Origin of the sequence: Mycobacterium sp. IEC1808 (assembly GCF_002101935.1) — a bacterium.
Classification (GTDB): Bacteria; Actinomycetota; Actinomycetes; order Mycobacteriales; family Mycobacteriaceae; genus Mycobacterium.
The window spans coordinates 22,003-44,979 of the sequence record NZ_LQPV01000071.1; the positions used below are offsets into that span (position 1 = coordinate 22,003).

General features: G+C 66.4%; 25 protein-coding genes and 1 pseudogene. 6 read left to right on the forward strand and 20 right to left on the reverse strand.

The features are described from left to right. The 6 genes and pseudogenes from AWB92_RS28675 to AWB92_RS28695 all read right to left on the reverse strand — a co-directional run bounded on the left by AWB92_RS28675 (position 1) and on the right by AWB92_RS28695 (position 4,183). Positions 1 to 978, reverse strand: a complete 978-nt coding sequence (locus AWB92_RS28675; RefSeq protein WP_085191736.1) for an NAD(P)H nitroreductase — start codon at positions 976 to 978, stop codon at positions 1 to 3. Positions 979 to 1,105: 127 nt separating this feature from the next. Then, positions 1,106 to 1,330 carry a hypothetical protein gene (locus AWB92_RS28680; RefSeq protein ID WP_085191738.1) on the reverse strand — a complete coding sequence of 75 codons (225 nt, stop codon included), beginning with the start codon at positions 1,328 to 1,330 and terminating at the stop codon, positions 1,106 to 1,108. 97 nt (positions 1,331 to 1,427) lie between these two features. After that, a complete protein-coding gene (locus AWB92_RS28685) occupies positions 1,428 to 2,582 on the reverse strand; it encodes a cation:proton antiporter (protein WP_085191740.1) in 1,155 nt (384 codons plus the stop codon). Between the two features lie 104 nt (positions 2,583 to 2,686). After that, positions 2,687 to 2,989 carry a DUF3349 domain-containing protein gene (locus AWB92_RS30970; RefSeq protein ID WP_173817516.1) on the reverse strand — a complete coding sequence of 101 codons (303 nt, stop codon included), beginning with the start codon at positions 2,987 to 2,989 and terminating at the stop codon, positions 2,687 to 2,689. Positions 2,990 to 2,992: 3 nt separating this feature from the next. Beyond that, positions 2,993 to 3,625, reverse strand: a pseudogene (phoU, locus tag AWB92_RS28690) (phosphate signaling complex protein PhoU); the annotation flags it as partial. Between the two features lie 102 nt (positions 3,626 to 3,727). Beyond that, positions 3,728 to 4,183: a cupin domain-containing protein gene (locus AWB92_RS28695; RefSeq protein ID WP_085191745.1), complete on the reverse strand. Its 456-nt coding sequence runs from the start codon at positions 4,181 to 4,183 to the stop codon at positions 3,728 to 3,730. A gap of 132 nt (positions 4,184 to 4,315) precedes the next feature. Here AWB92_RS28695 and AWB92_RS28700 point away from each other — a divergent pair, with 132 nt between their 5' ends. Both AWB92_RS28700 and AWB92_RS28705 read left to right on the forward strand, forming a co-directional pair. After that, positions 4,316 to 4,705, forward strand: coding sequence for a heme-binding protein (locus AWB92_RS28700; protein ID WP_085191747.1), 390 nt, complete (start codon positions 4,316 to 4,318; stop codon positions 4,703 to 4,705). 14 nt (positions 4,706 to 4,719) lie between these two features. Then, positions 4,720 to 5,010, forward strand: a complete 291-nt coding sequence (locus AWB92_RS28705) for a hypothetical protein (protein ID WP_241523634.1) — start codon at positions 4,720 to 4,722, stop codon at positions 5,008 to 5,010. 13 nt (positions 5,011 to 5,023) lie between these two features. On the opposite strand, the gene AWB92_RS28710 is transcribed toward AWB92_RS28705, so the two are convergent. From AWB92_RS28710 to AWB92_RS28745, 8 genes are all read right to left on the reverse strand, one after another. Beyond that, on the reverse strand, positions 5,024 to 7,243 hold the full coding sequence (locus tag AWB92_RS28710; RefSeq protein WP_085191748.1) for an acyltransferase family protein: 2,220 nt from the start codon (positions 7,241 to 7,243) through the stop codon (positions 5,024 to 5,026). A gap of 95 nt (positions 7,244 to 7,338) precedes the next feature. Beyond that, entirely contained in the window at positions 7,339 to 7,713 is a 375-nt protein-coding gene (locus AWB92_RS28715; RefSeq protein ID WP_085191750.1) for a DUF732 domain-containing protein, read from the reverse strand. 333 nt (positions 7,714 to 8,046) lie between these two features. Next, the gene (locus AWB92_RS28720) at positions 8,047 to 8,562 is read right to left on the reverse strand and encodes a MarR family transcriptional regulator (RefSeq protein ID WP_085191752.1); all 516 of its coding nucleotides are present in this window, start codon (positions 8,560 to 8,562) and stop codon (positions 8,047 to 8,049) included. Between the two features lie 53 nt (positions 8,563 to 8,615). Then, on the reverse strand, positions 8,616 to 9,392 hold the full coding sequence (locus AWB92_RS28725) for an SDR family NAD(P)-dependent oxidoreductase (protein WP_085191754.1): 777 nt from the start codon (positions 9,390 to 9,392) through the stop codon (positions 8,616 to 8,618). Between the two features lie 77 nt (positions 9,393 to 9,469). Then, entirely contained in the window at positions 9,470 to 10,414 is a 945-nt protein-coding gene (locus AWB92_RS28730; protein ID WP_085191756.1) for an NADP-dependent oxidoreductase, read from the reverse strand. Positions 10,415 to 10,521: 107 nt separating this feature from the next. Next, positions 10,522 to 10,905 (reverse strand): DUF4267 domain-containing protein, encoded by a 384-nt coding sequence (locus AWB92_RS28735; protein WP_085191758.1) that lies wholly within the window; start codon positions 10,903 to 10,905, stop codon positions 10,522 to 10,524. Positions 10,906 to 10,924: 19 nt separating this feature from the next. Then, entirely contained in the window at positions 10,925 to 11,236 is a 312-nt protein-coding gene (locus AWB92_RS28740) for an NIPSNAP family protein (RefSeq protein WP_085191760.1), read from the reverse strand. Positions 11,237 to 11,269: 33 nt separating this feature from the next. Beyond that, on the reverse strand, positions 11,270 to 11,746 hold the full coding sequence (locus AWB92_RS28745) for a DUF1772 domain-containing protein (RefSeq protein WP_085191762.1): 477 nt from the start codon (positions 11,744 to 11,746) through the stop codon (positions 11,270 to 11,272). A gap of 101 nt (positions 11,747 to 11,847) precedes the next feature. On the opposite strand from AWB92_RS28745, the gene AWB92_RS28750 reads away from it, so the two are divergent. Continuing rightward, on the forward strand, positions 11,848 to 12,438 hold the full coding sequence (locus tag AWB92_RS28750; protein ID WP_085191764.1) for a TetR/AcrR family transcriptional regulator: 591 nt from the start codon (positions 11,848 to 11,850) through the stop codon (positions 12,436 to 12,438). Positions 12,439 to 12,920: 482 nt separating this feature from the next. Next, a complete protein-coding gene (locus AWB92_RS28755) occupies positions 12,921 to 13,604 on the forward strand; it encodes an alpha/beta hydrolase (RefSeq protein ID WP_085191819.1) in 684 nt (227 codons plus the stop codon). A 58-nt stretch (positions 13,605 to 13,662) separates the two neighbouring features. On the opposite strand, the gene AWB92_RS28760 is transcribed toward AWB92_RS28755, so the two are convergent. Together AWB92_RS28760 and AWB92_RS28765 are read right to left on the reverse strand one after the other, a co-directional pair. Next, positions 13,663 to 14,505 carry an MBL fold metallo-hydrolase gene (locus AWB92_RS28760; RefSeq protein WP_085191766.1) on the reverse strand — a complete coding sequence of 281 codons (843 nt, stop codon included), beginning with the start codon at positions 14,503 to 14,505 and terminating at the stop codon, positions 13,663 to 13,665. Positions 14,506 to 15,330: 825 nt separating this feature from the next. Beyond that, positions 15,331 to 16,482, reverse strand: coding sequence for a cytochrome P450 (locus tag AWB92_RS28765; RefSeq protein WP_158090423.1), 1,152 nt, complete (start codon positions 16,480 to 16,482; stop codon positions 15,331 to 15,333). 313 nt (positions 16,483 to 16,795) lie between these two features. Here AWB92_RS28765 and AWB92_RS28770 point away from each other — a divergent pair, with 313 nt between their 5' ends. Continuing rightward, on the forward strand, positions 16,796 to 18,058 hold the full coding sequence (locus AWB92_RS28770) for an AarF/ABC1/UbiB kinase family protein (RefSeq protein WP_085191770.1): 1,263 nt from the start codon (positions 16,796 to 16,798) through the stop codon (positions 18,056 to 18,058). A 475-nt stretch (positions 18,059 to 18,533) separates the two neighbouring features. On the opposite strand, the gene AWB92_RS28775 is transcribed toward AWB92_RS28770, so the two are convergent. Genes AWB92_RS28775 through AWB92_RS28785 form a run of 3 tightly spaced genes read right to left on the reverse strand, consistent with a single transcriptional unit; the run spans position 18,534 to position 20,898 of the window. After that, positions 18,534 to 19,547 carry an alcohol dehydrogenase catalytic domain-containing protein gene (locus AWB92_RS28775; RefSeq protein WP_085191773.1) on the reverse strand — a complete coding sequence of 338 codons (1,014 nt, stop codon included), beginning with the start codon at positions 19,545 to 19,547 and terminating at the stop codon, positions 18,534 to 18,536. A 2-nt stretch (positions 19,548 to 19,549) separates the two neighbouring features. After that, positions 19,550 to 20,392, reverse strand: coding sequence for an alpha/beta hydrolase (locus tag AWB92_RS28780; RefSeq protein ID WP_085191775.1), 843 nt, complete (start codon positions 20,390 to 20,392; stop codon positions 19,550 to 19,552). A 47-nt stretch (positions 20,393 to 20,439) separates the two neighbouring features. Continuing rightward, the gene (locus tag AWB92_RS28785) at positions 20,440 to 20,898 is read right to left on the reverse strand and encodes a hypothetical protein (RefSeq protein ID WP_085191777.1); all 459 of its coding nucleotides are present in this window, start codon (positions 20,896 to 20,898) and stop codon (positions 20,440 to 20,442) included. Between the two features lie 134 nt (positions 20,899 to 21,032). On the opposite strand from AWB92_RS28785, the gene AWB92_RS28790 reads away from it, so the two are divergent. After that, positions 21,033 to 21,836: a helix-turn-helix transcriptional regulator gene (locus AWB92_RS28790; RefSeq protein ID WP_085191779.1), complete on the forward strand. Its 804-nt coding sequence runs from the start codon at positions 21,033 to 21,035 to the stop codon at positions 21,834 to 21,836. Positions 21,837 to 21,852: 16 nt separating this feature from the next. On the opposite strand, the gene AWB92_RS28795 is transcribed toward AWB92_RS28790, so the two are convergent. Beyond that, complete coding sequence (locus AWB92_RS28795; protein ID WP_173817513.1) at positions 21,853 to 22,863, reverse strand: zinc-dependent alcohol dehydrogenase family protein; 1,011 nt, start codon at positions 22,861 to 22,863, stop codon at positions 21,853 to 21,855. Between the last annotated feature and the right edge of the window lie 114 nt (positions 22,864 to 22,977).

Genomic DNA, 22,977 nt, shown 5'->3' on the forward strand with positions numbered 1-22,977 from the left:
TTACGGGTTCACCCACTCGACGAAATCGGTCAACTCGCGCCGCGGCGTCGCGGGCAGCGGGTCGGCGTTGATGGGCGCCCAGCCCACCCGGAGCAGCATCTGCGGGTAGTTGCCGCCGCCGAAGATGTCGGAGCGAACCAGCTCGCGGGTGTCGGCGATCTCCAGTGGTTCGGTGACCGGGCAACTGGCCAATCCCATCGACGTCGCGGTCAGGAGCACGACGCTGGTGGCCTCGCCGGCCCGCAGCCGCGCCAGCCGGTCGTCGGCCCGCGTGCCCAGCGCAAGCACGACGGCATTGTCCTGGGCGGAGGACGATTCGGGCGCCTGCGGCAGGGTGGGGCCGGCGAAAAACCGCCCAGGTATTTTCGCCGCCGGGTCCGAGGCCGGCGTGCTGTGCGCGGGAACGCCCGCCACCGACGCGTAGCGCCCGCTCCACGCCGTCAGCTCGGCGAGGTAGTCGCGATTGAAGTGCTCCGCAACGGATTCCGCGACGATCTTGTTCAGCTTGTCGAGGTCTTCGACCTGGCAAAGCGTCACGCCGTTTCGGGCGGCCCGGGCGGCCATCAGCGCGATGTCGCCGATGGGCACCGGCCAGGAGCTGTAGTGGCGGCGGTCGGTGCGGCGCCGCGGTATCGCCGCGGCGAGCGCGATGTCGACGGTGTCGGCCGGGTAGGGCGACAATTCGATCGCGGCAAGGTGATTGGGGTCGTCCGGATTCGGCAGCCGCGTCACCTTGGACAGCCAACCGACGGCGGCGAAGGCGACGACGCAGTGATGCAGCGCGGTGCCGCAGCTCAAGATCAGGTCCCTGCCGTCCGGGTCGGTGTTGGGCAGCTGGCGTTCGGCGTCCGCGTACAGGTGCACGCTGGTGTCGTCGACCCGCCACCGCCACGGTTGCGTGTTGTGCACCGAGGGGGCGCGGCCCGCCAGGGTCAGGACAGTCCGGACTGTGCCGGCATCCGGAAAGCGCGCGTTCATCGCTCCAGTTCCCTTCGGTAAAGCTTCGTCACGTCCACGATCGCGTAATCACGTGGGGCGATGCGAGAGCAGGACGGCACTTGGCAAAAGGACTTTGGGCCAATTGCGGAGCTCGACATGACATGTCCTAGGCCGCGATGACGGCGACGTAGACGGACAGCTGGTCGCCGACCGTGCGAGCGGCCGCCCAATCGCCGACGCGGACCGCCTGTTCGAGATCGTCCGGCAGGGGGCTGTTTGCGCCCAGCTCGGCGAGCCAGGCCGACACGACGTGTGCGATCTCATTACCGGGCACCGCGACGGTGCGACCCTCGTGCAGACGATCGGAGACCCGATACAAACGATCCCTCATGGCAGCCCCCTAGATCGGCCTAGGTTTCATCCGACCACTGCGCTGCGTGGGCCCGTAGGGCCGAATGGACCCGGCTGGGAGTGCTTCGGTCCCTTCATCAGCCGGGGCGTTGTGCGGCCGGCCGGCCGCGCGCCGCCAGCGCGCCGGCGAGCGATGTGCCGGCGACCGTCAGCAAGGCGCCGAACATCAGCGCCGAGGCTTCGCCCGGGACGAGAAGGTGTTCCTCGGTGCCGATGGTGGCGGCGGCAACCGGCACGCCGAGCTGCGCGGCGGACAGCACCGCCAACGTCAGCGGCTGGCCGAGCAGTCGTCCCACGCAATGCGCCAGCACGGCACCGAGACCGAGGCCGAGCCCCAGCAGGATGAGCTTCGGGTGCGCGCCCAACTCGCGCACCTGGAGCGAGGCGCCCAGCCAGACGAAGAACAGGGGGCTGAAAAACCCCTCGGTGATACCGAACAGCTGGCGCGCCAGCCGCCGCGGTTCGCCGACCATCGCGATTACCAGACCCAACGCGAAGCCCGCCAGCATGATCGACACGTGGGTGCTGGTTGCCAGCGCCGCCAGAGCGAACAGCACGACCAGGTTGGTGCGCAATTCCAGTGCGAAGCGCCGCTTTTCGGAGTACTTGTGCAGGCGCTGCCGCCAGCCCTTGCGGTCGGCCGCGCGCAGGACGATGAACACCACCACCGCGCAGGCCGCGATGGCAAGCGCGCCGAGCGCCGCGACCGGCGCCCGGCGCAGGTCAATTACCAAGGGCAGCAACACAATACCGGCGGCGTCGGCGATGGCGATCTGCACCGTCACCGACAGCACATCGGGCCCCTGCAGCCCTAGCGAATCGATCACGGGCAGCGCCAGTGCCGCCGACGAGGACGCCATCAGCACCGCGTAGAGCGCGGCGTGCCCGGTGCCGAACGCCTCCCCCAGCGCGACACCGAGGACCGCCGCGGCGGCGCCGACCGCGACCGCGCGCAGCAGCGCCCGCGGCGCCGCCGAGCGCAGCTGGGGGTCGCGGATCGGGACGTGGGTGCCCACCACGAACATCACCAGCGCAAAGCCGATGTTGGCGAGCAATTGCAGGGTCGGGTTGGTGTCATCGATGATGCCGAAGCCGGTTTTGCCGACGACGAGCCCGGCGGCGAGCTCGCCGATGATCACCGGCATCCGCAGGCGCGGCACCGACGCCAACAGCGGACCGGCGAAACCGATCGCGGTCAGCAGTGCCAGGGTGTGGAAGCCGAACCCGTGCACGTCAGCGGCCCTTCCGCGCGGTCAGCACCAAGTCATTCTGCATCCCGATCCGCCGCCGGCATGCGATGGCGCCCGGAGAGTCCCGCGACGGCCATTTTCCCGCCCTAGGCCGGAAACTCGTCGCTGACCGGCCATCCACACCTCTCGAGATGTCGCTTGACGCGTTCGACCTCCTCGGGTGCGGGCATCTGGTCCGTAATTTTGCTGATCATGACCCGGATAGTCGTAGCGTCCACGGGCAGGTCGCCGTGCGCGACGAGCTCAGCCGCGATCTGCATGACCTCCCGATCGGACAACCGCCGACGCAGGACCGCCAGCAACGGGAAGGTGTCAGTGGCCGGAATCCCCGCGGGGTAGCCGGCGCGCAGGAACCCCACAATCCGTGCGATGGCACCGGAAACAGACATCGGCTCTCCTCGGGCCTGGAATATGACTCGGCGCCCGATCTCGACGGCGTGATCGGCGAAGCGTTCGTAGTATCGGCCGAGCAGGGTGACGTCGACGGTGGCGGCCACGCCATGGTTCCACGGCCTGTCAATCATCAGGGTGAACAGCTGGCTGTGCAGCTCGTCCATCATGTCGTCGTCGTGCCGCATTCGCGCAGCGGCGACCGGGTCTCGGGATCGCACGACGTGTCCGGCGACGTTGCTGAGATGGGTGGCGATGCGACCCATTTCGGCGAAGTGACCAATCATCTCTTCAGGCAATGCGCACGCGGGGTAACGACGGCGTGCGATTTCGGCCACGTGCGACGCCAAAGCACCCATGCGCTCGGCATCAGCGATGTTCTTGAGGTCGCCGATCACGACTCGAAGGTCGCCTGCCACCGGGGCTTGAAGCGCCAACAGCGCCAAAGCCTTCCGTTGGGCGGAGCTGCCGTGGTGTGTGATCTTGTCGTGGTCGTTATGGACACATCCGGCGAGCGACACATCGGCTTGCAGCACCGCGTGCGTGGCGCGCTGCATCGCATCAGCGGCCCGCGCGCACATGTCGGCGACGGAGGCTGTCAGAGCCTCCAACTGCCGATGGAATGCGGTGCGCATGTGCGCTCACACTAAGGCGGCTGCTGCTGCGCGACAACGACTTTGGCTCCTGACAGCACTCGTTGCCAAATCTCGGCCGCAGTCAGGACGCGCCGAACGTGCTCATTCGAAGTCGCAGCCGGGGTTGGGTGCGCTGTCGGAGGTGGGTGCGCCGGCCGGATCGATGTAGGTCACGTCGAGCACCAGTGGCGTCGTCCCCAGATTGCGGGCGAGGTGAACATGCTGTGGCCCCGTCGGATCGGTGATGGCGGCCCCGGGGCCGTAGACGCCGTCTTGCTGACAGTCCGACCCGTAGTGGGTCAACACGCCGGACTTGATGACGCCGTAAATCTCGCCCTGGTGCGTGTGCCAGCCGGTGCTTCCGTTTGGTGCGACCGTGATCTCGCTGACGATGTAATCCTTGCCGTCGACGGTTTGCTTCGACAGGGTCGCCGCGCTGACCCCGATGGGCGGCGTCGCGTGTGCCGTCGCGGGCATCACGATGGCCCCGCACATCCCGAAGGCGGCTGCCAACGTCGCTGACACGAATCCGGCGGTCCGCGCGCGCAAATGGTTCACTGCATCCCTTCCTATCGGCGCCTTAGGACATTAACGGAATCTGGTCCCACGAGGCCGGTCTTGCCAGCTCGCGCCCCTTCCGGAACCGACGAGGTTGGCAGAAGATGATTTATGCGCAGGAAGGAGCCCGCTATGTTTCTCCCGATCTCCATTCGGCGCCGGCTAATCGTCGGTGCGATCGGCGCCGGCGCGGTCGCCGGCACGCTATTGGCCACAGCAGGGACCGCCGCGGCCGATCCGCCACCCCGGCCGGCCAACTGCACGGCCGCCGACATCGCCGGTGTCGCAGCGGGTGTCGCCGCGTCGCTGTCGACCTACCTGTACACGCACCCGGACGTGAACGGGTTCTACACCGGCCTTCAGGACCAGCCCAAGGACCAGATCCGCGACAACGTGCAGAACTACTTCAACGCCAACCCGCAAGAGCAGGCAGACCTGGAGAACATCCGTCAGCCCCTGGCCGACGCCCGGCAGCGTTGCCAATGGACTCCGCTGCTGGGCGACAGCAGCGCCACACCCTAGCGAAGGAGATCGCGATGAAACTGTGGGCGCGGTCGTGGACGGCGGCGGGGGTCACGGTGTTGGCCCTCACGGCGATCCCGGAAATCTATGCCGTCGTGCAGCCCTCCGGCGTGGCCAACGCCGACGTCTGCGCGAGCGTCGGTCGGCGCGTTTCGGTGAGCGGGTGCACCAACGTCGCCGACACGGTCAACACCTACGCCCCGCCGCCGGGCGACTATGCGCCTCTGCCGCAAGACTTTCCGCCACCGAACGTGAGCGTGTGCGCCGGGGTGGGCCGACGAATCCACGTGAGCGGCTGCACCTAGAAGCGGGGCGGCGTCAGCCCCCGGCGAGCGCGCGGTCGGCGAGCGCCGCGATCGCCGGTGCCAACAGCCGGGAGTATTCGAGGGTCAGGTGACCGGCGTCGACGTAGACCAGGGTGTTGCCGACGACGACCGGGCAGCGCTTCGCGGTGCAGAACAGTTCGGAGAGGTCCGCGTACTGCCCGCCGCCGGCTTTGACGGCGGCGGCCTCGGCGGCCATGCCGGGTCGGTCGAACGCGTATGACATGGGCGGCGAGCATGCCGTCGCGTCCTCGAGGTGCTCGGACAGGCAGCCCGGCACCGAGGTGGTCAGGTGCGGAAGCGGGCCGAGCACAAGCACCTTGGCGCCGGTCTCGCGCAGTTGACGCACCAGGCGGGTGAGGCCGTCGTTCCAGGCCGGGTCGTACGAGGTGAATCCCGAGCGGAATCCGTTGCTGTGGGTGGCGGTGTACCCGCGGAACACGCTCACCATGACGAGCGCGGGGTGCTCGGCGCGCAGCCGGTCCATGATCTGACCGCGCCACTGCCCGCAGCGCTGGATGTACTCAACAATCGGACTGACAAGTGGGTTGGCGATGGGCAGGTCCATCATCGGGCACGCCGCCTTGGCCATGGCTTCGAGTCGCCAGGGCCGCTGCGTGCCGATCTGCTGGAACGCCGGAATCCACATCGACGAATGCGAATCGCCGACCATGGCCACCGTCGTCTTGGAGTTGGTGTCGCCCATCGCGCACTCGGGCTGCCCGGCTTGCAGGGGCGCGCGCAGGCAGCCGTTGAACAACATTGCCCCGATTTCGCCCGCCGCATCGCCGATCGACGGCTTCAGGTTCGACGGCACGGCCTTCACATCGGCCGATGCCGCGACCGCGGCCTGTACCTGCGAGAACACGTTCTGCACCGCCGCGTCGTAGGCGTCGAGGTTGGTCCCCGTCGGGACGGGCCCGGCAGTGATGGTCAGCGGCGTGGCCTGCGCGCCGCGCGCGACCGCGACCGGCATCGGCAGCGAAGACACCCACATCAGCAACGCCACGCCCACACACGCCGCCGCCGACGTGGCGAACCCGCCGACCGCCAGGCTTTTCGCCGGCGACTTGCGCAGCACAGCGGCGTATCGCAACGGGTTCTCGATGAAACGTAGGGTGAGCCAGCCCAGCCCGCCGGAAACGACGACCGCCGCCACGAACCTGCCGATCAGGCCCAGCGGATGGCCCACGATGATCGGCGCGAACACCAGCACCGGCCAGTGCCACAGGTACCACGAGTAGGACAGTCGCCCGATCGCCCGCATCGGTGACCAGGCCAGGACCCGCCCCGCGCCCCGGTTCGGTGTCGAACAGCCCGCGCCGAGCACCAGCGCGGTGCCCAGGACGGGCACCAGCGCGGCGCTGCCCGGATAGGGAATGTCCGGGGTGAAAACGACGCAGGCCCACAGGACCATGGCCGTCCCGACCCATCCCGTGATCACTGCCGCTCGCGCCGGGAGCCGGCTCCAGTACTCGGCCGTCAGGGCCACCAAAGCGCCGACGGCCAACTGCCAGGCCCTGGTGAAGAGCGAGAAGTACGCCGCGAGCGGCATCACGTAGGTGATCAGCAGCGACAGCGCGAAAGACACGGTCGCGATCACCGTCACGAGCGCCAGGTACGGCCTCTTCGACACGGGCGCGTCGGTCTTCTCGCGCCGGCGCAGGAGCCGGATCAGCCACGCCGTGCCGACGATCAAAGGCGGCCACAACAGGTAGAACTGTTCCTCCACGCCCAACGTCCAGTAGTGCTGGAACGGCGAGGGCGTGCCGCCGGCGAAATAGTCGACCTGTTGGACGATGAACCAGAAGTTCGGAACATACAGCGCGCATGCGATGGCGTCCTTCAGGGCGCCTTGGGCCTGCACGACGGGCAGCAAGACGGCCGCGGCGATCGCGGTGATGACGCCCACCGTGGCCGACACGGGCAGCAGCCGGCGGGCCCGGGCCCCATAGAACTTCCGCAGTCCGATGGTGCCGGTGGTGCTCACCTGGCGCCAGAGCTGCCCGGTGATGACGAAGCCCGAGATTTCAAAGAAGATGTCGGGGCCGACGAAGCCGCCGCTGACACCGGGCATGGAGATGTGAAACCCGAGGATGGCCAACAGCGTGAAGCCGCGCAAGCCCTCGATATCGTCGCGGAACCCGGTCTCTGCCGGCCGCGCAGCCTGCACCCGTTCGGCGGGGCGAACGGTGTCGGCCTGGCGCGTGGTCACCGGCCTATGGTCCCAGAGGCGCTCCGGCTTGGGACGGAAATGGCCGCCGAGAAACCTGTGAGACCGTTTCCCCTGCTAGAGGTCCTGACCTTCCCTCACATCATCGGGGGGAACGGCAGTAGCCAGATCACCGAAGGATCGACGGAGCCCCGGTATTGCGGGCAGTAGGCCGCCACGGAGGCGCCCACGAAGAAGCCGGCATCCCGTCTTGACGAGATGGTCAGCTGCGGGTCGTTCATCACCTTGAGCGCCAGGACGCTCGAGTCTTGGCCTTTGTCGAGTGCGGCGCACACCGCATGCCCATGCGCGATTACGGTGTCGCGGCCGCCAGTGTCGATCCCGTAGTTGTCCAGCGCCGCGATGAACGCGTCATCGTTTGGGTCCGCTGACGCTGGTGCTGGGGGAATCAGCGCGGTGGCGCACAGCAACATCACGCAGACTTTCCACCACTTCACCGAACCGACGTTCATACCGGTCGCGGCCTCCTGTCCGTACGGGCGAGGAAAAAGCTTATGAGTCCGGAATCAGCGGACCCAGTGGGATAGAGGGGGCGTCAACAATCCCCGGCGGGAGGTCAGGCCCGGGCGGCTTCGAGGGTTGTGTCGGGCGCGTCGGCGCCGGGGACGGAGACGTCGGCTCTGAAAGTGCCACGCCTGCAGCCAGTTCCACGGCGCTCCAACTTAGCCCGCCGGATGCGACCGCCACAGCGATGAGTTGTTTGACCTTCAGCGCACCTCTCCCAGTCTCGATACCCCACCCCTAGCTCAGCCCCTGCGCACCTCGAGCGCCTAGGGCCAAACGGCTCAACCTCGGACGGGCCGCCCACCACTCGCGCGGCCGGGGCGACGGCGGGGCGCGGCGGAGCGGGGTGGCCGAGCACGCATGTGGTCGCGGGCGCGGCTCATCACGTCCCCCAGGGTGCGCACGTCGCGGTCGGACAGCGAGTCGAACAGCAGCTCGCGCACCACCTCGATGTGGCCGGGCAAGACGGTGGCGACCCGGGCACGGCCCGTTGCGGTGATGGTGACGACGGTCGCGCGCTGGTCGTCGGGCGAACTGGCGCGGGTGATCAGGCCCTCCTTTTCCAGCAGTCCGGCCTGATGAGTCAGGCCGGAGCGGCTGTACACCACCCCGTCGGCCAGGTCGGTCATGGTAAGGGGGCCTTCGGCGTCGGCAAGTTTGGCCAGGATCTCGAATTGCACGTAACTGAGGCCCCCGTCGGCCTGTAACTGCTCCCGCACCGCGTACTGCAGCAGGCTGACCGCCTCCATCAGCGCGAAGTAAGTCTGCAGCTGGACCGGGTTGAGGGCCTTGACCACGCCTGGAGCGTAATGCTTCGACGTCGAAGTGCCGCGAGTCCTGTTCGTGGGGCTCAGCCTCGGTAGCGCGTGGCGAGTTCGGGGCTTTGCCCGGCGAAGGCGGCCAGGTCCGCCCGGAAGACGGCGTCGAGCAGGCCGGTGTCCTCGACGCCCGGTGCGCAGACCGTCTCGCCCGACTGCAGGCCGTGCAGGCTCGCGGTGACGACGTCGTCGGCGCTCATCCGGGGCACCGCGCTGAGGTCGATGTTCTGGCGCTCGTGGAACTCGGTCGCCACCACGCCGGGGCACACCACCTGCACGGCGACACCGGTCCCCTCCAGCTCCGCGGCGAGGGTCTGCGACATCGTGACGAGGTAGGCCAGGGTTCCCGCGTAGACGGCGCGGCGGGGCATCTGCGAATGCGGGGCGGGACCGCTGAAGGCGATCATGCCCGCCATGTTGACGATCGCCCCGGCGCCGCGCTGCAGCATCCCGCTGAGCGCGGCGCGGGTGAGCATCGTCGGAGCGAGAACCTTCACGTTCACCAGTTCCGCGGCCTTGCCCGTGGGCAGCTCGGCCAACGGCATGTAGTGGGCGACCCCGGCGTTGTTCACCAGCATCGTCAGCGGTTCCGTGGCGCAGATCTCGGCGAGCCGCCCGACGTCGTCGCCGGCGGAGAGGTCGGCGACTACGGTTCGGACGCTCACCTCGGGGTGGGCATCGGCGAACTGCGCCAACCGATCCGCGCGCCTGCCGACGATCACCAGGTCGTAGCCGTCGGCGGCGAGGCGTTCGGCGTATGCGCGCCCGATGCCCGAGCTGGCCCCGGTGACGAGTGCGAGCTTGCCCATGATGTGTTCTCCTATCTCGCGCTGGATCGCCCTGTCCCAGGGCGCATTTGCGCGGCCTGGGCAGCCTGGGGCGCGGTTTACTGGTCGGTGGGGATGAGGATGATCTTGCCGTGCAGGCGGCCCGAGTCGGAATCCTCGTGCACCGCCGCGGCCTGCTCGAGCGGGCGGCGGTCGGCGACCTCGATGCGCAGCTGCCCGTCGTCGACGCGACGGACCAGCCCGGCGAGCTGGGCGGCGTCACTGCGGACGAAGACCCGCTGGGTGCGCACCCCGCGGGCCGGGTTCTGCGGCCCGAAAACCATTGTGCCGACGTGGAATCCGCCGTCGGCGACCACGCCGATCAGGGCTTCGGTCTGCTCGTCGGTGGTGCTGACCAGGTTGAGCACCACGTCGAACGGTGCGCCCTCGACGTCGATCGGCGAGCGGGTGTAGTCGATGTAGTCGATGATGCGGTCCGCGCCCAGGCCACGCAGCCGCTCGGCGTCGCGGGCCTTGGCGGTCGCGGTGACGACGGCTCCGGCCTGCTTGGCCAACTGAACGGCGTAGCCGCCGACCGCACCGGAGGCGCCGTTGATCAGAACCGACTGACCTTCGGCCAGCCCGGCGATCTCGAACAGGGCCTGCCACGCGGTCAGCGCGGGTTCCGGCAGCGCCGCCGCATCGGCCAACGGCACCGACGTTGGGGCGGCGGCCAGCGATTCGGCCGGCACTAGGGCGTACTCGGCGGCGGCGCCGTCGGCGTCCAGCGGCAGGAACGCCACCACGGCGTCACCGATGTTCCAGCCCGTCACGCCGTCGCCGAGTTCGGCGATGGTCCCCGACACGTCGACGCCGGGAATGTGCGGGAAGTCGATCTTGTACACCTCGGCCAGGTAGCCGCCGCGGATACCGGCGTCCACCGGGTTGAACGAGGTGGCGGCAACCTTGACCAGCACCTGCCGCGGGCCCGGCACCGGGCGCGGGGCCTCCTCGACCCGCAGAACGTCGCTACCGCCGTATTCGTGGTACCGCACAGCCTTCATGGTGTCCCTCCTCCAATTGTTTGCTTCGAGTTCGAAGCAGTTACGCCGCCTACAACTCGCTTCGATGTCGAAGCAATTCCCGGGTCGTTATGTGATCGTGGACATAGTCAGGCGATGACCAGCAGCGCGGTCGTGACAAGCATGACGGCGGCGGTGACGCCGTGGACTCCCCACGCGATCGACTTGGAGCCGCCGTTGCGCAGCACGATCGCCGCGTCGGCGAGCGGAATGATGGAGGCGGCCAAGATCGTCCAACCGACCAGGTGGGTCGCGCCGGCGATCATCAGGACGATGACCACCAGGCCCGAGGCGATGTCGCGCACGCCCTTGACGCTCAGGTAGGCGCCGACGCCCGGTTGGTCCAGGTCGGGCAGCACGCCGTAGCCCGCGGCGGCGGCGCGCGGCGCGACGAGGAAGCGCGCGCCGATGAAGATGATGCCGGCGGCGAGGAGCCCGGCGAGGACGTAGCCGATGGTCGTGATGATGGTCATGTCGAGTACTCCTGTTTCGTCAGTGGATTGGTGAAAACGATGTCGGGTCAAGCAATGTCGTCTGAACGTCGACGATGTTCTCGACGTCGAAGCCGGCCATGTCGGCGGCGAATTCCGGGCTGGCCATGATGCGCCGCGTGAGCTGGTCCGGGTCGGCGTCCGGTGGGTAGCCGATCAGCGCGACGAGTCGATTGGCACCTCGCTCCGTCCAGACCCCGTGGGTGGTGACCCCGAACGCCTCGAAGGTGGGCAGATGCCGCGCCCAGTGCACCGCCGCGTACTGCCGCAGGGCTTCGGGCGATCGCAGGGTGTAGATCCTGAGCTGAAGCATCGAAATCTTGCTCCTCGCAGTGTGATTCGGCTACTAGATCATCATCACCGCGCACAGGGCCGCCACGGCCAGACCCTGCAGCGACGCGCGAACGTTGATGATCGAATCCCATTTCTCTTGCAGCGCACGCCCGTTCGGCAGCGCCCGGTCCGCGTCAGCAGCCGCTGTCATTTGCCTGTTGATGGGTGCGCTTACCCGGGTGTAGAGCGCGAGCCAGATCATCAGCAGGATCAGCGCGGCGCCCGCCGCGATCGCCTGCGGCCACTGCGCGCCGATCGCGGCCAGGACCGCGCTCGCCGCGGCGGCCACGATCCCCAGCACTCCGGGCAGCGGCATGCGCCCGTCTCCGTATCGGTGCACGCGGCCCATGACGGCGACCAGGGCCGCGTCGTCGACCGACGCCAGGGCCGGTCGCATCACCATCGCGCAGAACACGTCGGTGCCGTAGACCACCGCGGTGCCTAGCACCGCGATCAGCGCCGCGGCCCGCGTGATGTCGTGCAGAACCATGTCGTAACTCCCCTCATCCGTAGGTGTTAGCAACGCTAACCCATCGTCGGTAGCGCGTCAATAGCATTGCTAGTTTTTCTAGCTGTGATATCTTGGAGCGCATGCCCATCGAGGAGCGTCGTGAGCGCGACCGGGCCGCCCGCCGCCGGCTGATCGTCGGAACCGCGCGCAGGCTGGCCGAGGCCGAGGGCTGGGATGCGGTCACCACGCGGCGGCTGTCCACCGAGATCGAGTACAGCCAGCCGGTGTTGTACAAGCACTTCGCCGGCATGGAACAGATCGCCGACGCGGTCGCCCTCGACGGGTTCGCCGAGCTCGCCGAGGCGGTCCGGGCCGCGCACTCCGACACCGACGCGCCCGGCGACACCCTGACCCGGATGGCCCGCGCCTACCTGGACTTCGCGCGCGACAACCCTGCGGTCTACGACGCGATGTTCACCCGCGCGACCACCATGCGCTTCGCCGCCCAGGACACGCCGCCGCAGCTGATCGCGGCCTTCGAAGCGTTGCGCCAGGCGGTCGGTAGGGTCGCCGGCGACCAGGACGCCGACACGCTCACCGAGGTGTTCTGGGCCGCTCTGCACGGGCTGGTAACCCTCGCCCGGACCGGACGACTGCGCCCCGAGTACGAGGCGGAGCGTCTGCAGCTGCTCGTCGATGAGTTCACCGGCACACGAGAAACGACGGCATGAAAAGTGGCTCCCGGCAAGCCATCCGGGAGAAGGCTGCCGGCGTGACAGTCAGCCACGCTGCCTGAGTACGCGAGCCCCTCAGCGCCACTATGGCGAGGCCAAGGAATCCGTTTATTGTGGAACGATCGATTTCGCGCTCGAAGGAGCCACCGACGGTCAACAGAGGTAAGACGCCGCCGACCGACCCGCTCACACCTGGCGAACGCCGTGCGATGCGGATAGCGGTCGTCGTTTTCGTCGGGGCTATTGCCGCCGGCTCGACAGCATGGGTTTTGACCGACCACTCGTCGGACCCCTACGACCGATCGGGCGATGGCTGCGTGAATGTCACGTTCGCGAGTTCGATGGGCGGCGCACTCCAGCACGCATGTGGTACCGCCGCGCGTGACTGGTGTCGCGCCGTCTACGCCCAACATGACGCCCACGCGGAAGCGGTTCAGGCTCAATGTCGTGTCGCGGGGATTCTGCCGTAGGGCATGGTCATGGGTGGTGGCTCAACGCGCACGAATGTCGTTCTGGTGCACGGCGCTTTTGTAGACGGATCCAGCTGGCGGGCAGTTCATGATCTACTCACACAGGACGGTTACGACGTTGCCGTGGTGCAGAATCCGACCCTGTCACTGCGGGGCGACGCTGCCGCAACGCGGCTGATCGTGGACGAACAAAACGGGCCGGTCGTGCTCGTGGGACACTCCTACGGCGGCGCGGTCATCACCCAGGCGGGCACCCACGACAAGGTCATAGCCCTCGTCTACATCGCGGCTTTCGTGCCGGATAAGGGCGAGTCGGTGAGAACGTTCTACGGCGACCCGAACGCGGCGGGGTCACCACTTGTATCGGCGCCCGGCGGGTTCCTGTTCCAGGACCGGCAGGGGTTCCATGAGTCATTCGGCGCCGACCTGTCGGCCGAAGATGCCGCGTTCATGGCCAGCGCGCAGGTCCCGTTTGCCTTGGAAGCCATGGACGAGCCGGTCACCGAAACCGCCTGGCGCACCAGGCCCAGCTGGTATCTGGTCGCAACCGAAGACCGCATGATCCCAGCGTCAGCCCAGCGCGCCATGGCGCAACGGGCCGGTGCCACGACGCTCGAGGTGCCCGCCAGCCACGCTGTATACATGTCGCAGCCGGCCCAAACGGCAGCCCTCATTCGGCAGGCCTGCCCCTAGGCGAATCGCGCCACACGCCTCGCATCGCCAAGCCGTTGGCCGTGAACGCGAAGGACTTTCATAACCCGGGCTTGAACCTGTAGGTCTCGCCATGAGCGAGGTAGACGAACTCCGTCTTCGCGGTCGAAGTCTGGGCGGCCTTCTTGAAGTCATCAAGTCCGGACAGGAATACCGAGAAGTCGTTGTAGTGGATGGGAATGGCTGTGCGAGGTTTGGTGATCTCGACAGCCTTCACTCCTTGCTCGCCGGTCATCGTGACAACCGTGACGAGGAAGGTGGTGCCACCCGTGTGAATGAGACCGAGGTCTATGCCGGGGTAACGACGCGGAATCTCCTCGAGGCTGTCGAATAGCATTGTGTCCCCGGTTATGTAGAGCCGGTACAAGTGATCGGACTTGCGGCCGAAGTCGAGCAAGTGCCCGTTAACCGGCATCAACAGTGCGTTCACTGCTTCGTCGGTGGCATGCTTGCCCGGCATGGCGGTGATATTCAGTGTCGCGTCCCCTTTCTTTACCAAGAGGGACTCCCAGGTGTCGAGCGGATAGCCCTGCTCGAAACCGAGGGCGCTGAGCTTGTCCACCGCGTCAGCCGTCGAGACAATGGGCAGTTTCTTGTCGAGCTCTTGGGCGGCGACGTCATCGAAATGATCGCCGTGATAGTGCGACAAGATGACCAGATCGATCGGTGGCAGGTCAGCGACCTGGCAAGCAGGCTCGACCTCGCGCCGAGTCCAGATGCCATGTCCGAGGTTCACGTGCTCGCCTTTGTGAAGGAAGGCGGGATCCGTCAGAATCGTCAGTCCGCCGAAACGGATCAGTGTGGTGGCGTTACCGATGAAATAGACGTCCCCCTCGTCGAAATGTGCTGCTCCACCACCTGTTAGCTCAAAGGCATTCGTCATCGGCTCTCCTTCGGGTGAAGCCGGACCCCGCCCCCAAACCGGCCAGGGGTAAACCATGTATCGGGACTCCTGTCAACGATGTCCCGAGACATCACATGGTAGCCCTGGAACGGTTCTAGTCGAACGAGATCAGGCCACGTCTACATATAGGTCCGTCGGAGGATTCGATCCGCAGCGGAGCCACCGAGATCGGTGTCTCACTCAAACCGACAAATCAAAGCCGGTACGGGACGAGTAGGAAGCATTCGTACTTTTGTCCCTGCGGCCGCGCCGCTACGCCGGCGTCCTTCAGGATCTTGACGACGGGTCGTCCACTATTCCGATGCGTTGAGACATCACACGCGGTCGCGCTGATAGGACTGAACTGCGACCGCTCGACCCCAGTCGGACGTGGGCTGAATTCCGTTGTAGTGCAATGGTCTCGAAGCCATCTGACCAGGCTTACCGTCTCGCGGCGTCTCTGTTCGACTCCCTCAATCCGCACCTAGTTGATGCTCCTATTCGTGTTGAGCCGTCAAGCGGCGGTGAGCCACCGGCGGTAGTTGTTGGCGAGGATATCGTTGCCTCGCTGTCCTCGGTCGAGCAGTCAGATGGTGATTATTGGGACGGCGAAATGCGTGGCGACGGTGGCCAAAGTGAGGTTGGCTTGCCGGGCGGCCGCGGGTCGTTGTGGTCATTAGTCGGGCCGGGTCGCGCCAGAAGCCGCGGATCTGTTTCTTGGTGTGAGCGGCCATAGCGTCCAATGCTTCTCGTCACCGCCAAACGCCTGCCGCAGCGCATCGCGCTGTGCCGAGCCGAGCGGTCTTGAGGCAGGCGGCGTCGTGGTTACGCCGCCACGCCTAGGCTCGTGAGCCCGCGCAGTACCGGATTCGCCCGGTACACGGGCAGGTCCTCCACGAGCGAGAGCCTCGGGAACCGCTTTGTCAGCATGTCAAACGCGAGCTGCGCCTCGAGCCGCGCAAGCGGCGCACCGAGGCAGAAGTGCGTGCCGAACCCGAACGCGAGGTGCGGGTTCGGGTTGCGCGTGAGGTGAAGCTGGTCGGGGTCGTCGAACACGTCGGGGTCGTGGTTCGCCGAGCCAATGCTCACCAGCACGAGCGCTCCCTCCGGGATCACCTGGTCGTCGATCGCGACGTCTTCGAGCGCGACGCGCACCGTCGCCTGCACGGGCCCGTCGTAGCGGAGCAGCTCTTCGATCGCAGTCGGGAGCAGCGCGCGTTCGTTGCAGAGCCGGTTCCACTGATCGGGCTCGCGCAATAAGGCGAGCGTGCCGTTGCCGATCAGGTTCGTCGTCGTCTCGTGGCCGGCAAGCAGCAGCAGGTTACTGGTCGCGAGCAGCTCGGCGTCGGTGAGCGCGTCGCGCTCCTCCTGGGCCGCGATCATCGCGCTGATCAGGTCCTCGCGCGGGGCGCGGCGGCGGGCGGCGATGATGTCGGCGAGGTAGTCGAAGATCTGGCGCGCCGCCTCGGCGCCGGTTGCGCGCGCCTCCGCGCTTGGCGACCCGAAGCCGTTGATCATCGCGCTGGACCACTGGCGGAACTGGCGGTGGTCCTCGACCGGGACGCCGAGCAGCTCGGCGATGACGATCGCCGGGAGCGGCTCGGCGAGGTCGTGGATCAGGTCGAAGGTGCCCTTGTCGTGCGCTTCGTCGACGAGCTTTCCGACGATCGCCTCGATGTGATCGCGCAGCGCGGCGATGTGCTTGGGTGTGAAGGCCTTGTTGACGAGCGTGCGGACGCGTGTGTGGTCGGGCGCGTCCATGGTCAGCATCGAGCGCATGCCGGTCGCGTTCTGGCGCAGGAACTCCGGCATGCGGTCGAGGTTGTCGCGCATGAGCGGCGCGCGCATGCGCTCGACCGAGAAGCGCGGGTCGCGCAACGCCGAGTGGACGTCGCGGTAGCGCGTGAGCATCCACGCGCCGGGTCCGGCGTAGTTCGGGACCGGCACCTCGAGCACGGGCCGCACGGTGCGGATCACGGAGTAGATCGGGTAGGGGTTCTCGAGCGAGCCGGCGCTGCGCAGCGGCAGGAACAGGTCGAAGTCGCCGGAGCCGTCAGAAGAAGGATGCGGTGACGACCGATCGGGAGAGGGCGCGGAGCGCTGCCGGGCACGAGACCTCATGGCGGGATCCTCTGGGCGAGCGCAACGTTGAGAATGACCGACTGACCGGCAACAATAACACCGTGCCCACGATCGCCTCAAGCGAAGCGCACCCTGCATCTTTACCTCGATAGCAAAGGCGCGCTGCTGCTTCGTGATCCGACACTTGCGCTTCGTCCGAGTCCTGCGCGTGGTGCTCGCGGTCGTGCGCGTCCTACCCCGGTACCTGCTGCTCCTGGCGCGCGATCGCACCGCCCTGTGGCCTACGAACGACGCCGACTGGCAGCGCGCGCACCGCGCGGCGGCCCGCGAGATCAAGCGCGTCGCGCTCTCGCTCGCCGGCGCCTTCACGAAGGCCGCCCAGATCCAGGGCGCGCGGGCCGACTTCTTGCCAGCGCCCTTCATCGAGGAACTGAGCCAGTTCCACGACGCAGTGCCACCGCGCCCCTTCGAGACGCTGCGGCCGCTCGTCGAGCGCGACCTCGGCCGCCCGCTCGACGAGGTCTTCGCGACGATCGACCGCCGGGCCCTCGCCGCCGCTTCGTTGGCGCAGGTGCACCGCGCGACGCTGCGCGACGGCAGCCAGGTCGTCCTGAAGATCCGTTATCCCGAGATCCCGAGGATCATCCCGCTCGACCTAGGCATGCTGCGCCGCGTCGTCGGAATCGTCATGCTCCTGCAGCGGCGCATCGACCTGCGAGCGCTCGTCACCGAGACGACGCGTTTCATCGAGTTCGAGCTCGACTTCCGGCGCGAGGCACGCTCGACCGAGCGGCTCGCGAAGAACCTCGCTGACGTCCCCTTCGTGGTCGTCCCGCGCGTGCATCCGGAGCTGTGCGGCGACAACGTGATCGTGCTCGAGTACCTGGAGGGCATTCAGGTCGCGCGCACGAAAGAGCTGGTCGCGGCGGGCCACAAGCTGGCGGAGATCGCGCGCAAGATCGGCGCGCTCTACGGCACGATGATCTTTGAGCAGGGCTTCTTCCACGGCGATCCGCACCCCGGGAACCTGCTGGTCCTGCCCGACGGCCGGATCGGCCTCCTCGACTTCGGCTTGGCCAAGGAACTGCCACCCGGATTCGCGCGGCTCATCGCGACGATGATGGTCTGTTCCATGATCGGCGACTCGCGTTCCGCGCTCGCCGCGGCCGAGCAGCTCGGCTTCGACGTCGCCTCGATGAAACCCGACAACCTGCGCACGCTGATGCTGATGACGATCGGCGACAGCGACACCGAGGCCGGCTTCTTCGAGATCCTGGGCGAGACGAGCCTGCGCAAGATCCCGGAGGACTTCGCGCTCGTCGGGCGCACGCTGATCCTGCTGAACGGGCTCTCGTATCGACTCGCGCCCGGGCGCCGGCTCATCCAGGCCGAGCTACTCAAGCACCTCGCCGCAGGCGCGGCCCGCGCAGACGGCGACGAGCGCGTCTCATCGGCGCGCAGGTCGATGTAGCAAGCTCGGAGGACGAGCCGCAAGACCGGTCCGAAGTAGTCCCGCCGCGCAGCTCGGCTCCTCACCAGCGCACACGGAAAAAGGCCCGAACCAAAAGCAGGTTCAGGCCTATTCCGATGTCCTGAGACATGAAAAATGGCTCCCGGAAAGCCTTCCGGGAGCCATTTCACCTGGTAGCGGGGACAGGATTCGAACCTGCGACCTCTGGGTTATGAGCTAGGCGGCTGGCGTTCTTCAGTGTTCGAACCATCCCATAACTGCAGGTCAATACCAATTGTCCGTTCACGTTGTTGCGCGGAGTCGCACCGGTTTTGGGTGGTTTCGCAGAGTTTTGTTCCCAAATCTGTTCCCAAATCTCGCTGCGGCCACAGCCGATAAGCGGATCGGCTAAGCCAGTTAAGGAGAACAGTTCTGGGTGTTCGGCGGGTGCGCGGTTGGGCCCGTGAGTCTGGATATGGCCCCCACGCGAGTAGCACTACTGCATATCGAGTACGACGCGGAACCTCGCCTGTCCCGACATCATTCGATCGTAGGCCGCAGGGGCGTCTTCGAATGAGAACACCTCATTCATCGGTGTGATTCCGTGATTGGCGCTGAACTGCAGGCTGGCCTCGTTATCGATCGCCGAACCTGTAAGGCTACCGATGATCGAGCGGCCGCCGAAGATGAGGTCAGTGGTACTGACCTCGATCGGGTCATCGGCTCCACCCACCACAATCAGCTGCCCTCGCGGAGCCAAGCCCGCCACCAAAGGTGACATGGATGCTCCGCTGGCGGCGGTAGCCACGATCGCCACGGCTCCGCCAAGTTGTTGGAGCATCTCGGCGGGATCGCTTGCCGCGCTGTCGATGTAATGGTGTGCGCCAAGCTTTTTGGCCAACTCCGCTTTATCAGTGCCGCGCGCGATGGCCGCGACGCGGTAGCCCAGTTTGTTGGCGTACTGCAGCCCGAGATGCCCCAGGCCGCCGATGCCCTGGATCGCCACCAAAGCATCGGGCTCGGCACTGAGGTTGCGAAGAGCGTTGTAGGTGGTCAGGCCGGCACACAGCAGCGGCGATGCATCAATTGACCGCAGAGTGTCGGGCACCCGAGCCAGCCCGGTGGCACGCGCGTAGGCCACCTCGGCGTAACCGCCGTCCACGCCGGTCCCAAACAGCGGCTGGTTTTCGCAATTAACGAAGTCTCCGCGGCGACACCACGTGCATACGCCGCAATGCCCACCCAGAAATCCCACGCCGACGCGGTCGCCGACCGACCACCTGGTGACACCCTCTCCGATCGCATCGATGACGCCGACCACTTCATGTCCGGGTACCACGGGTTGGCTGGGATCGGGTCGTCGACCCTCGACAGCGAGGATGTCGCTGTGGCACACGCCGCAGCTCTGTGTGCGAAACCGAACGTGACCCGGTTCCGGCTGACGAAGTTCACGCTCTACGAGCTCGAACTGCCGCTGCCCGGTTACTTGGAACGCGCGATAGGTCGACATTCTCAAACCCTCTCGACAAGCTCGGAGGCTGTGCTGGCCCACCAGTCGGTAACCAACGCAGCGTAATCGCCGGGGCGTTCTTCCCAGCAGAAATGGCCAGCACCGGGAATGAAATCGACGCTGCTGTTCGGCAACCGCTCGCCGAGGTATGTGGCGTTCACTGCTGGCACCACCTCGTCCTCGCTGCCCTGAACAATGCGAACCGGGGTCTTCACGCCGGTCAGCAGCTCACCGAGCACCGGGAGCTGTTGCGGGTAGGACTGGACGTAGACGATGGATTCGGCGAACTTGCTCCCTGCATAAGAGGCGACGTAGTCATCGTGGGCCTCAGCCGACGGCGTGAAGCCGGTGATGGTGCTCAACGCGATCTCGACGATCTTCTCGCCGCCGATCTGACGGTACGGTTCCAGGTGCGTGGCCTCGACCCATTCCTTGAGTGGGTTGCCCACCGTGATTGGCACTGCCGCGCCACCGGTCCCGACTACCAGGCTCGTAAACCGGTCCGGATGTGCGGATGCCGCGAACAATGTTGCTGCTGTGCCGACGTCGGGTGCCACCACGTGCGGCTTCGCCAGACCAAGGGCATCGGCGATGCGAACGATGAACTCGCCCATGGCTTTCGGATTCATCAGCTCTTCACGTCGCTCCGAACGGCCGAATCCGGGCAAGTCGACAGCGATCACATGTGCGACCTGGGTCAGCTGCGGCCATGCCGATTCGAACGCATAGAGGCTTTCCGGCCACGGGCTGAGCAGCATTGCTTCAAGCGCGCCACTTCCACCCTCGGCATAGCGAATTTCAAGTCCGTCGACGCTGAGTGTTCTGGTTTGGATCAGGGAGGTCATTGCAACTCCTTCGAAATCAAAGTGCCTTTGGTTAGTTTTGACAGCCGCTACCGCTGAACTTCGGCGTCGGCGCGCGCCTCGATCGCGTTGACGCTGTGGACGAACGCCTTCCTCAACACGCCCTTACCGATCGTTCCGAGCACAACGGCCAGGAGGCGGCCCTTAAGGTTGATGCCCTCGCGGACAATGACAACGTCCACATCCGTGGTGCCGTCGAGCTTTGGCGTCAGCGTGTAGACGTAACCCGATGCGCCGCCCCAGGTGTTCGAGTCGGTGGTCGTCAGCGTGACGCGGTTGGGATCGGACCAGTCATAGTGCAGGCGTTCCCAGACGCCACCCGAGCCTTCGGTGACATCGGCTGCGCCTGCGCTCTTGTGGTGCACGACGAGGTCGCTATCAGCGCTGTTCGGAAAGAGTTCGGAACGACCTGGTCCGAAGTCGGTGAGCCCGGCAATGAACTGCTCAGGAGTGGCGGTTGTCGACCGGTGGAAGTGAAGCGTGGACATGGTGTCCTCCTTGCTTGAACGGTTGCCTTTCGTTCACGGGAAGCGCATTGCCGACGACGCGAATTCCTTCGTGAACCGCGGCGGGCACGCCCTATCGATCCTGGTACCGCGAGGGACAGGCTTAAGATCGGGCAATGTCGGCGACGGCCAGCGCGCTGGGTGACTTTCTGCGTGCGCGCCGCGAACAACTCCGGCCCGAAGACGTCGGGTTGAATTCCGGACCTCGCAGGCGCGTCCCTGGACTGCGTCGCGAGGAGTTGGCGATGCTCGCCGGGATCAGCGTCGACTACTACCTACGGCTCGAACAAGGCCGTGACGAGCATCCGTCGTCGCAAGTGCTCGAAGCGCTCGCCCGGGCTCTGCGACTCGATGTCAAGGCAACAGAGCATCTTCATGGGCTGGCCGGCTTGCGGGCCACACATCGCCCTCGGACTGTTGCTGACGTGGAGGCCGAGGGTCTGGATCAGCTGATCGACCAGATCTCACTTCCGGCGATCGTTGCGAATCGATATCAGGATGTGTTGGCCGCCAACGCAATTGCCCGCGCTCTGTCGCCTGGCTTCGTCCCCGGCGAGAACTTCCTGAGGTGGCGACTGTTGGCGCCGGCTGCGCGCGACTTCTTCGTCGACTGGGACGAGGCAACTGAAGTCGCGGTCAGTGGGCTACGCGAATCAGCGGCGGGTGATCTGAATGATCCTCGCTTACATGCCTTGATCGACGAGCTCTTGACGACCAGCGACCGATTCCGCGAACTGTGGGCGCGCGCAGATGTGGGATATCGCACCGGCATCCTCCACCTGCGGCATCCGGTCGTGGGCGATCTCTACCTTCGCCGCACCAGGCTGAGCCTCCCGGACTCCGACACGCAGGTGTTCTTTTACCATCCCGAGCCGGGCAGCGATTCGGCGAAAGCGCTCAAGGCGCTCGCGGTGTCATAACCGGCCAGAGATTGGGCTACGGGTCGAACGTCAGCAGCGGCTTGCCTCCGTGTTCGGGTGCTTCCGCCAAAGAGACGGCTTCGCTGAACTTTTCGATGGGAATCGGCTGGCCCTGTGGCACGCGCAGGGCGCCGCTCTCGGCGAGCTGAAGTGTGCGGTTGATCGTCGCGACGATCTGATCCTTGGGGGTCTCGGTGAGCCAGCGGAAGAGCCAGAACCCCCGAACCGTCTTGGTTTCGTAGATCAGTGAGCGCGCAAAGATCGGGATGGTGAGTTTGTTGGGATCGGTTTGGCGGTGTGTGGACAGCGCACCGTAGACGATCAGTTCGCCGTGGGGTGCCAGCGCCCGTGACACGTCTGCACCGACCTGACCGCTGACGCAGTCGATCGCCTTGGACACGCCGTCGGGGCCGACTATGTCGGCGACCCGCTCACGTAGGTCTTCATCCTCGGTGCAGATCACCGCGGTACCTCCCAGCGCGAGGATGTCCTCGACCGCGGATCGACGGCGCACCACATTGAGGGTCTTGAAGCCGATGTGGGCTCCCAGTTGGATGACCAATTGGCCCACTGTCGAACCGGCCGCTGTCTGCAGCAGCCATTCGCCTGGCCGAACGTCGAGCAGCTGACCGGTCAAGATCACGGCGGTGAGCGGATTGCTGAGAAGTTGGGCAGCCGTCGAATCGGTCATCCCGGCAGGGACCGGCAATACCCGCTCGGCGTCGGCGAGGATGTACTCCTGCCATGTGCCCGTGATCCCAATCGTCGCGACTCGTTGTCCAACGGCCAGACCGTCTGTGCCGCTACCGATTTCGTCGATCACGCCAACGGATTCGATCCCGGGCACGGCGGGGAACTCCGGGGTGAAGCCGTAACGGCCGCGAATGGTATGCAAATCGCTGGCTTCGACAGGCGCCGCGGCGACCCGGATCCGGACCTGGCCAGGGCCCGGCTGCGGGATCGGGCGGGTCTTCAGCTGCAGAACCTCGGACGGCTCGCCCACCCTGTTCGCGACTAGCGACCGCATGGTTTGCACCTTCGTGACGCTCCTTCGGTCGAACCCACGTTCCACACCGGTCCGCTATCTGCCGTACCCGCGGCAATGCTGCCACCACGGCGGTCCTTTGGGGTCGAGTCGCCG

Coding starts and splice junctions, on each gene's coding strand:
- AWB92_RS28795 (WP_173817513.1), bottom strand. CDS start 22,863: ATGCGGTCGCTAGTCGCGAACAGGGTGGGCGAGCCGTCCGAGGTTCTG.
- AWB92_RS28775 (WP_085191773.1), bottom strand. CDS start 19,547: ATGTCGACCTATCGCGCGTTCCAAGTAACCGGGCAGCGGCAGTTCGAG.
- AWB92_RS28760 (WP_085191766.1), bottom strand. CDS start 14,505: ATGACGAATGCCTTTGAGCTAACAGGTGGTGGAGCAGCACATTTCGAC.
- AWB92_RS28780 (WP_085191775.1), bottom strand. CDS start 20,392: ATGACCTCCCTGATCCAAACCAGAACACTCAGCGTCGACGGACTTGAA.
- AWB92_RS28740 (WP_085191760.1), bottom strand. CDS start 11,236: ATGCTTCAGCTCAGGATCTACACCCTGCGATCGCCCGAAGCCCTGCGG.
- AWB92_RS28675 (WP_085191736.1), bottom strand. CDS start 978: ATGAACGCGCGCTTTCCGGATGCCGGCACAGTCCGGACTGTCCTGACC.
- AWB92_RS28725 (WP_085191754.1), bottom strand. CDS start 9,392: ATGGGCAAGCTCGCACTCGTCACCGGGGCCAGCTCGGGCATCGGGCGC.
- AWB92_RS28680 (WP_085191738.1), bottom strand. CDS start 1,330: ATGAGGGATCGTTTGTATCGGGTCTCCGATCGTCTGCACGAGGGTCGC.
- AWB92_RS28700 (WP_085191747.1), top strand. CDS start 4,316: ATGTTTCTCCCGATCTCCATTCGGCGCCGGCTAATCGTCGGTGCGATC.
- AWB92_RS28790 (WP_085191779.1), top strand. CDS start 21,033: ATGTCGGCGACGGCCAGCGCGCTGGGTGACTTTCTGCGTGCGCGCCGC.
- AWB92_RS30970 (WP_173817516.1), bottom strand. CDS start 2,989: ATGTCTGTTTCCGGTGCCATCGCACGGATTGTGGGGTTCCTGCGCGCC.
- AWB92_RS28735 (WP_085191758.1), bottom strand. CDS start 10,905: ATGACCATCATCACGACCATCGGCTACGTCCTCGCCGGGCTCCTCGCC.
- AWB92_RS28705 (WP_241523634.1), top strand. CDS start 4,720: ATGAAACTGTGGGCGCGGTCGTGGACGGCGGCGGGGGTCACGGTGTTG.
- AWB92_RS28715 (WP_085191750.1), bottom strand. CDS start 7,713: ATGAACGTCGGTTCGGTGAAGTGGTGGAAAGTCTGCGTGATGTTGCTG.
- AWB92_RS28750 (WP_085191764.1), top strand. CDS start 11,848: ATGCCCATCGAGGAGCGTCGTGAGCGCGACCGGGCCGCCCGCCGCCGG.
- AWB92_RS28785 (WP_085191777.1), bottom strand. CDS start 20,898: ATGTCCACGCTTCACTTCCACCGGTCGACAACCGCCACTCCTGAGCAG.
- AWB92_RS28745 (WP_085191762.1), bottom strand. CDS start 11,746: ATGGTTCTGCACGACATCACGCGGGCCGCGGCGCTGATCGCGGTGCTA.
- AWB92_RS28730 (WP_085191756.1), bottom strand. CDS start 10,414: ATGAAGGCTGTGCGGTACCACGAATACGGCGGTAGCGACGTTCTGCGG.
- AWB92_RS28755 (WP_085191819.1), top strand. CDS start 12,921: ATGGGTGGTGGCTCAACGCGCACGAATGTCGTTCTGGTGCACGGCGCT.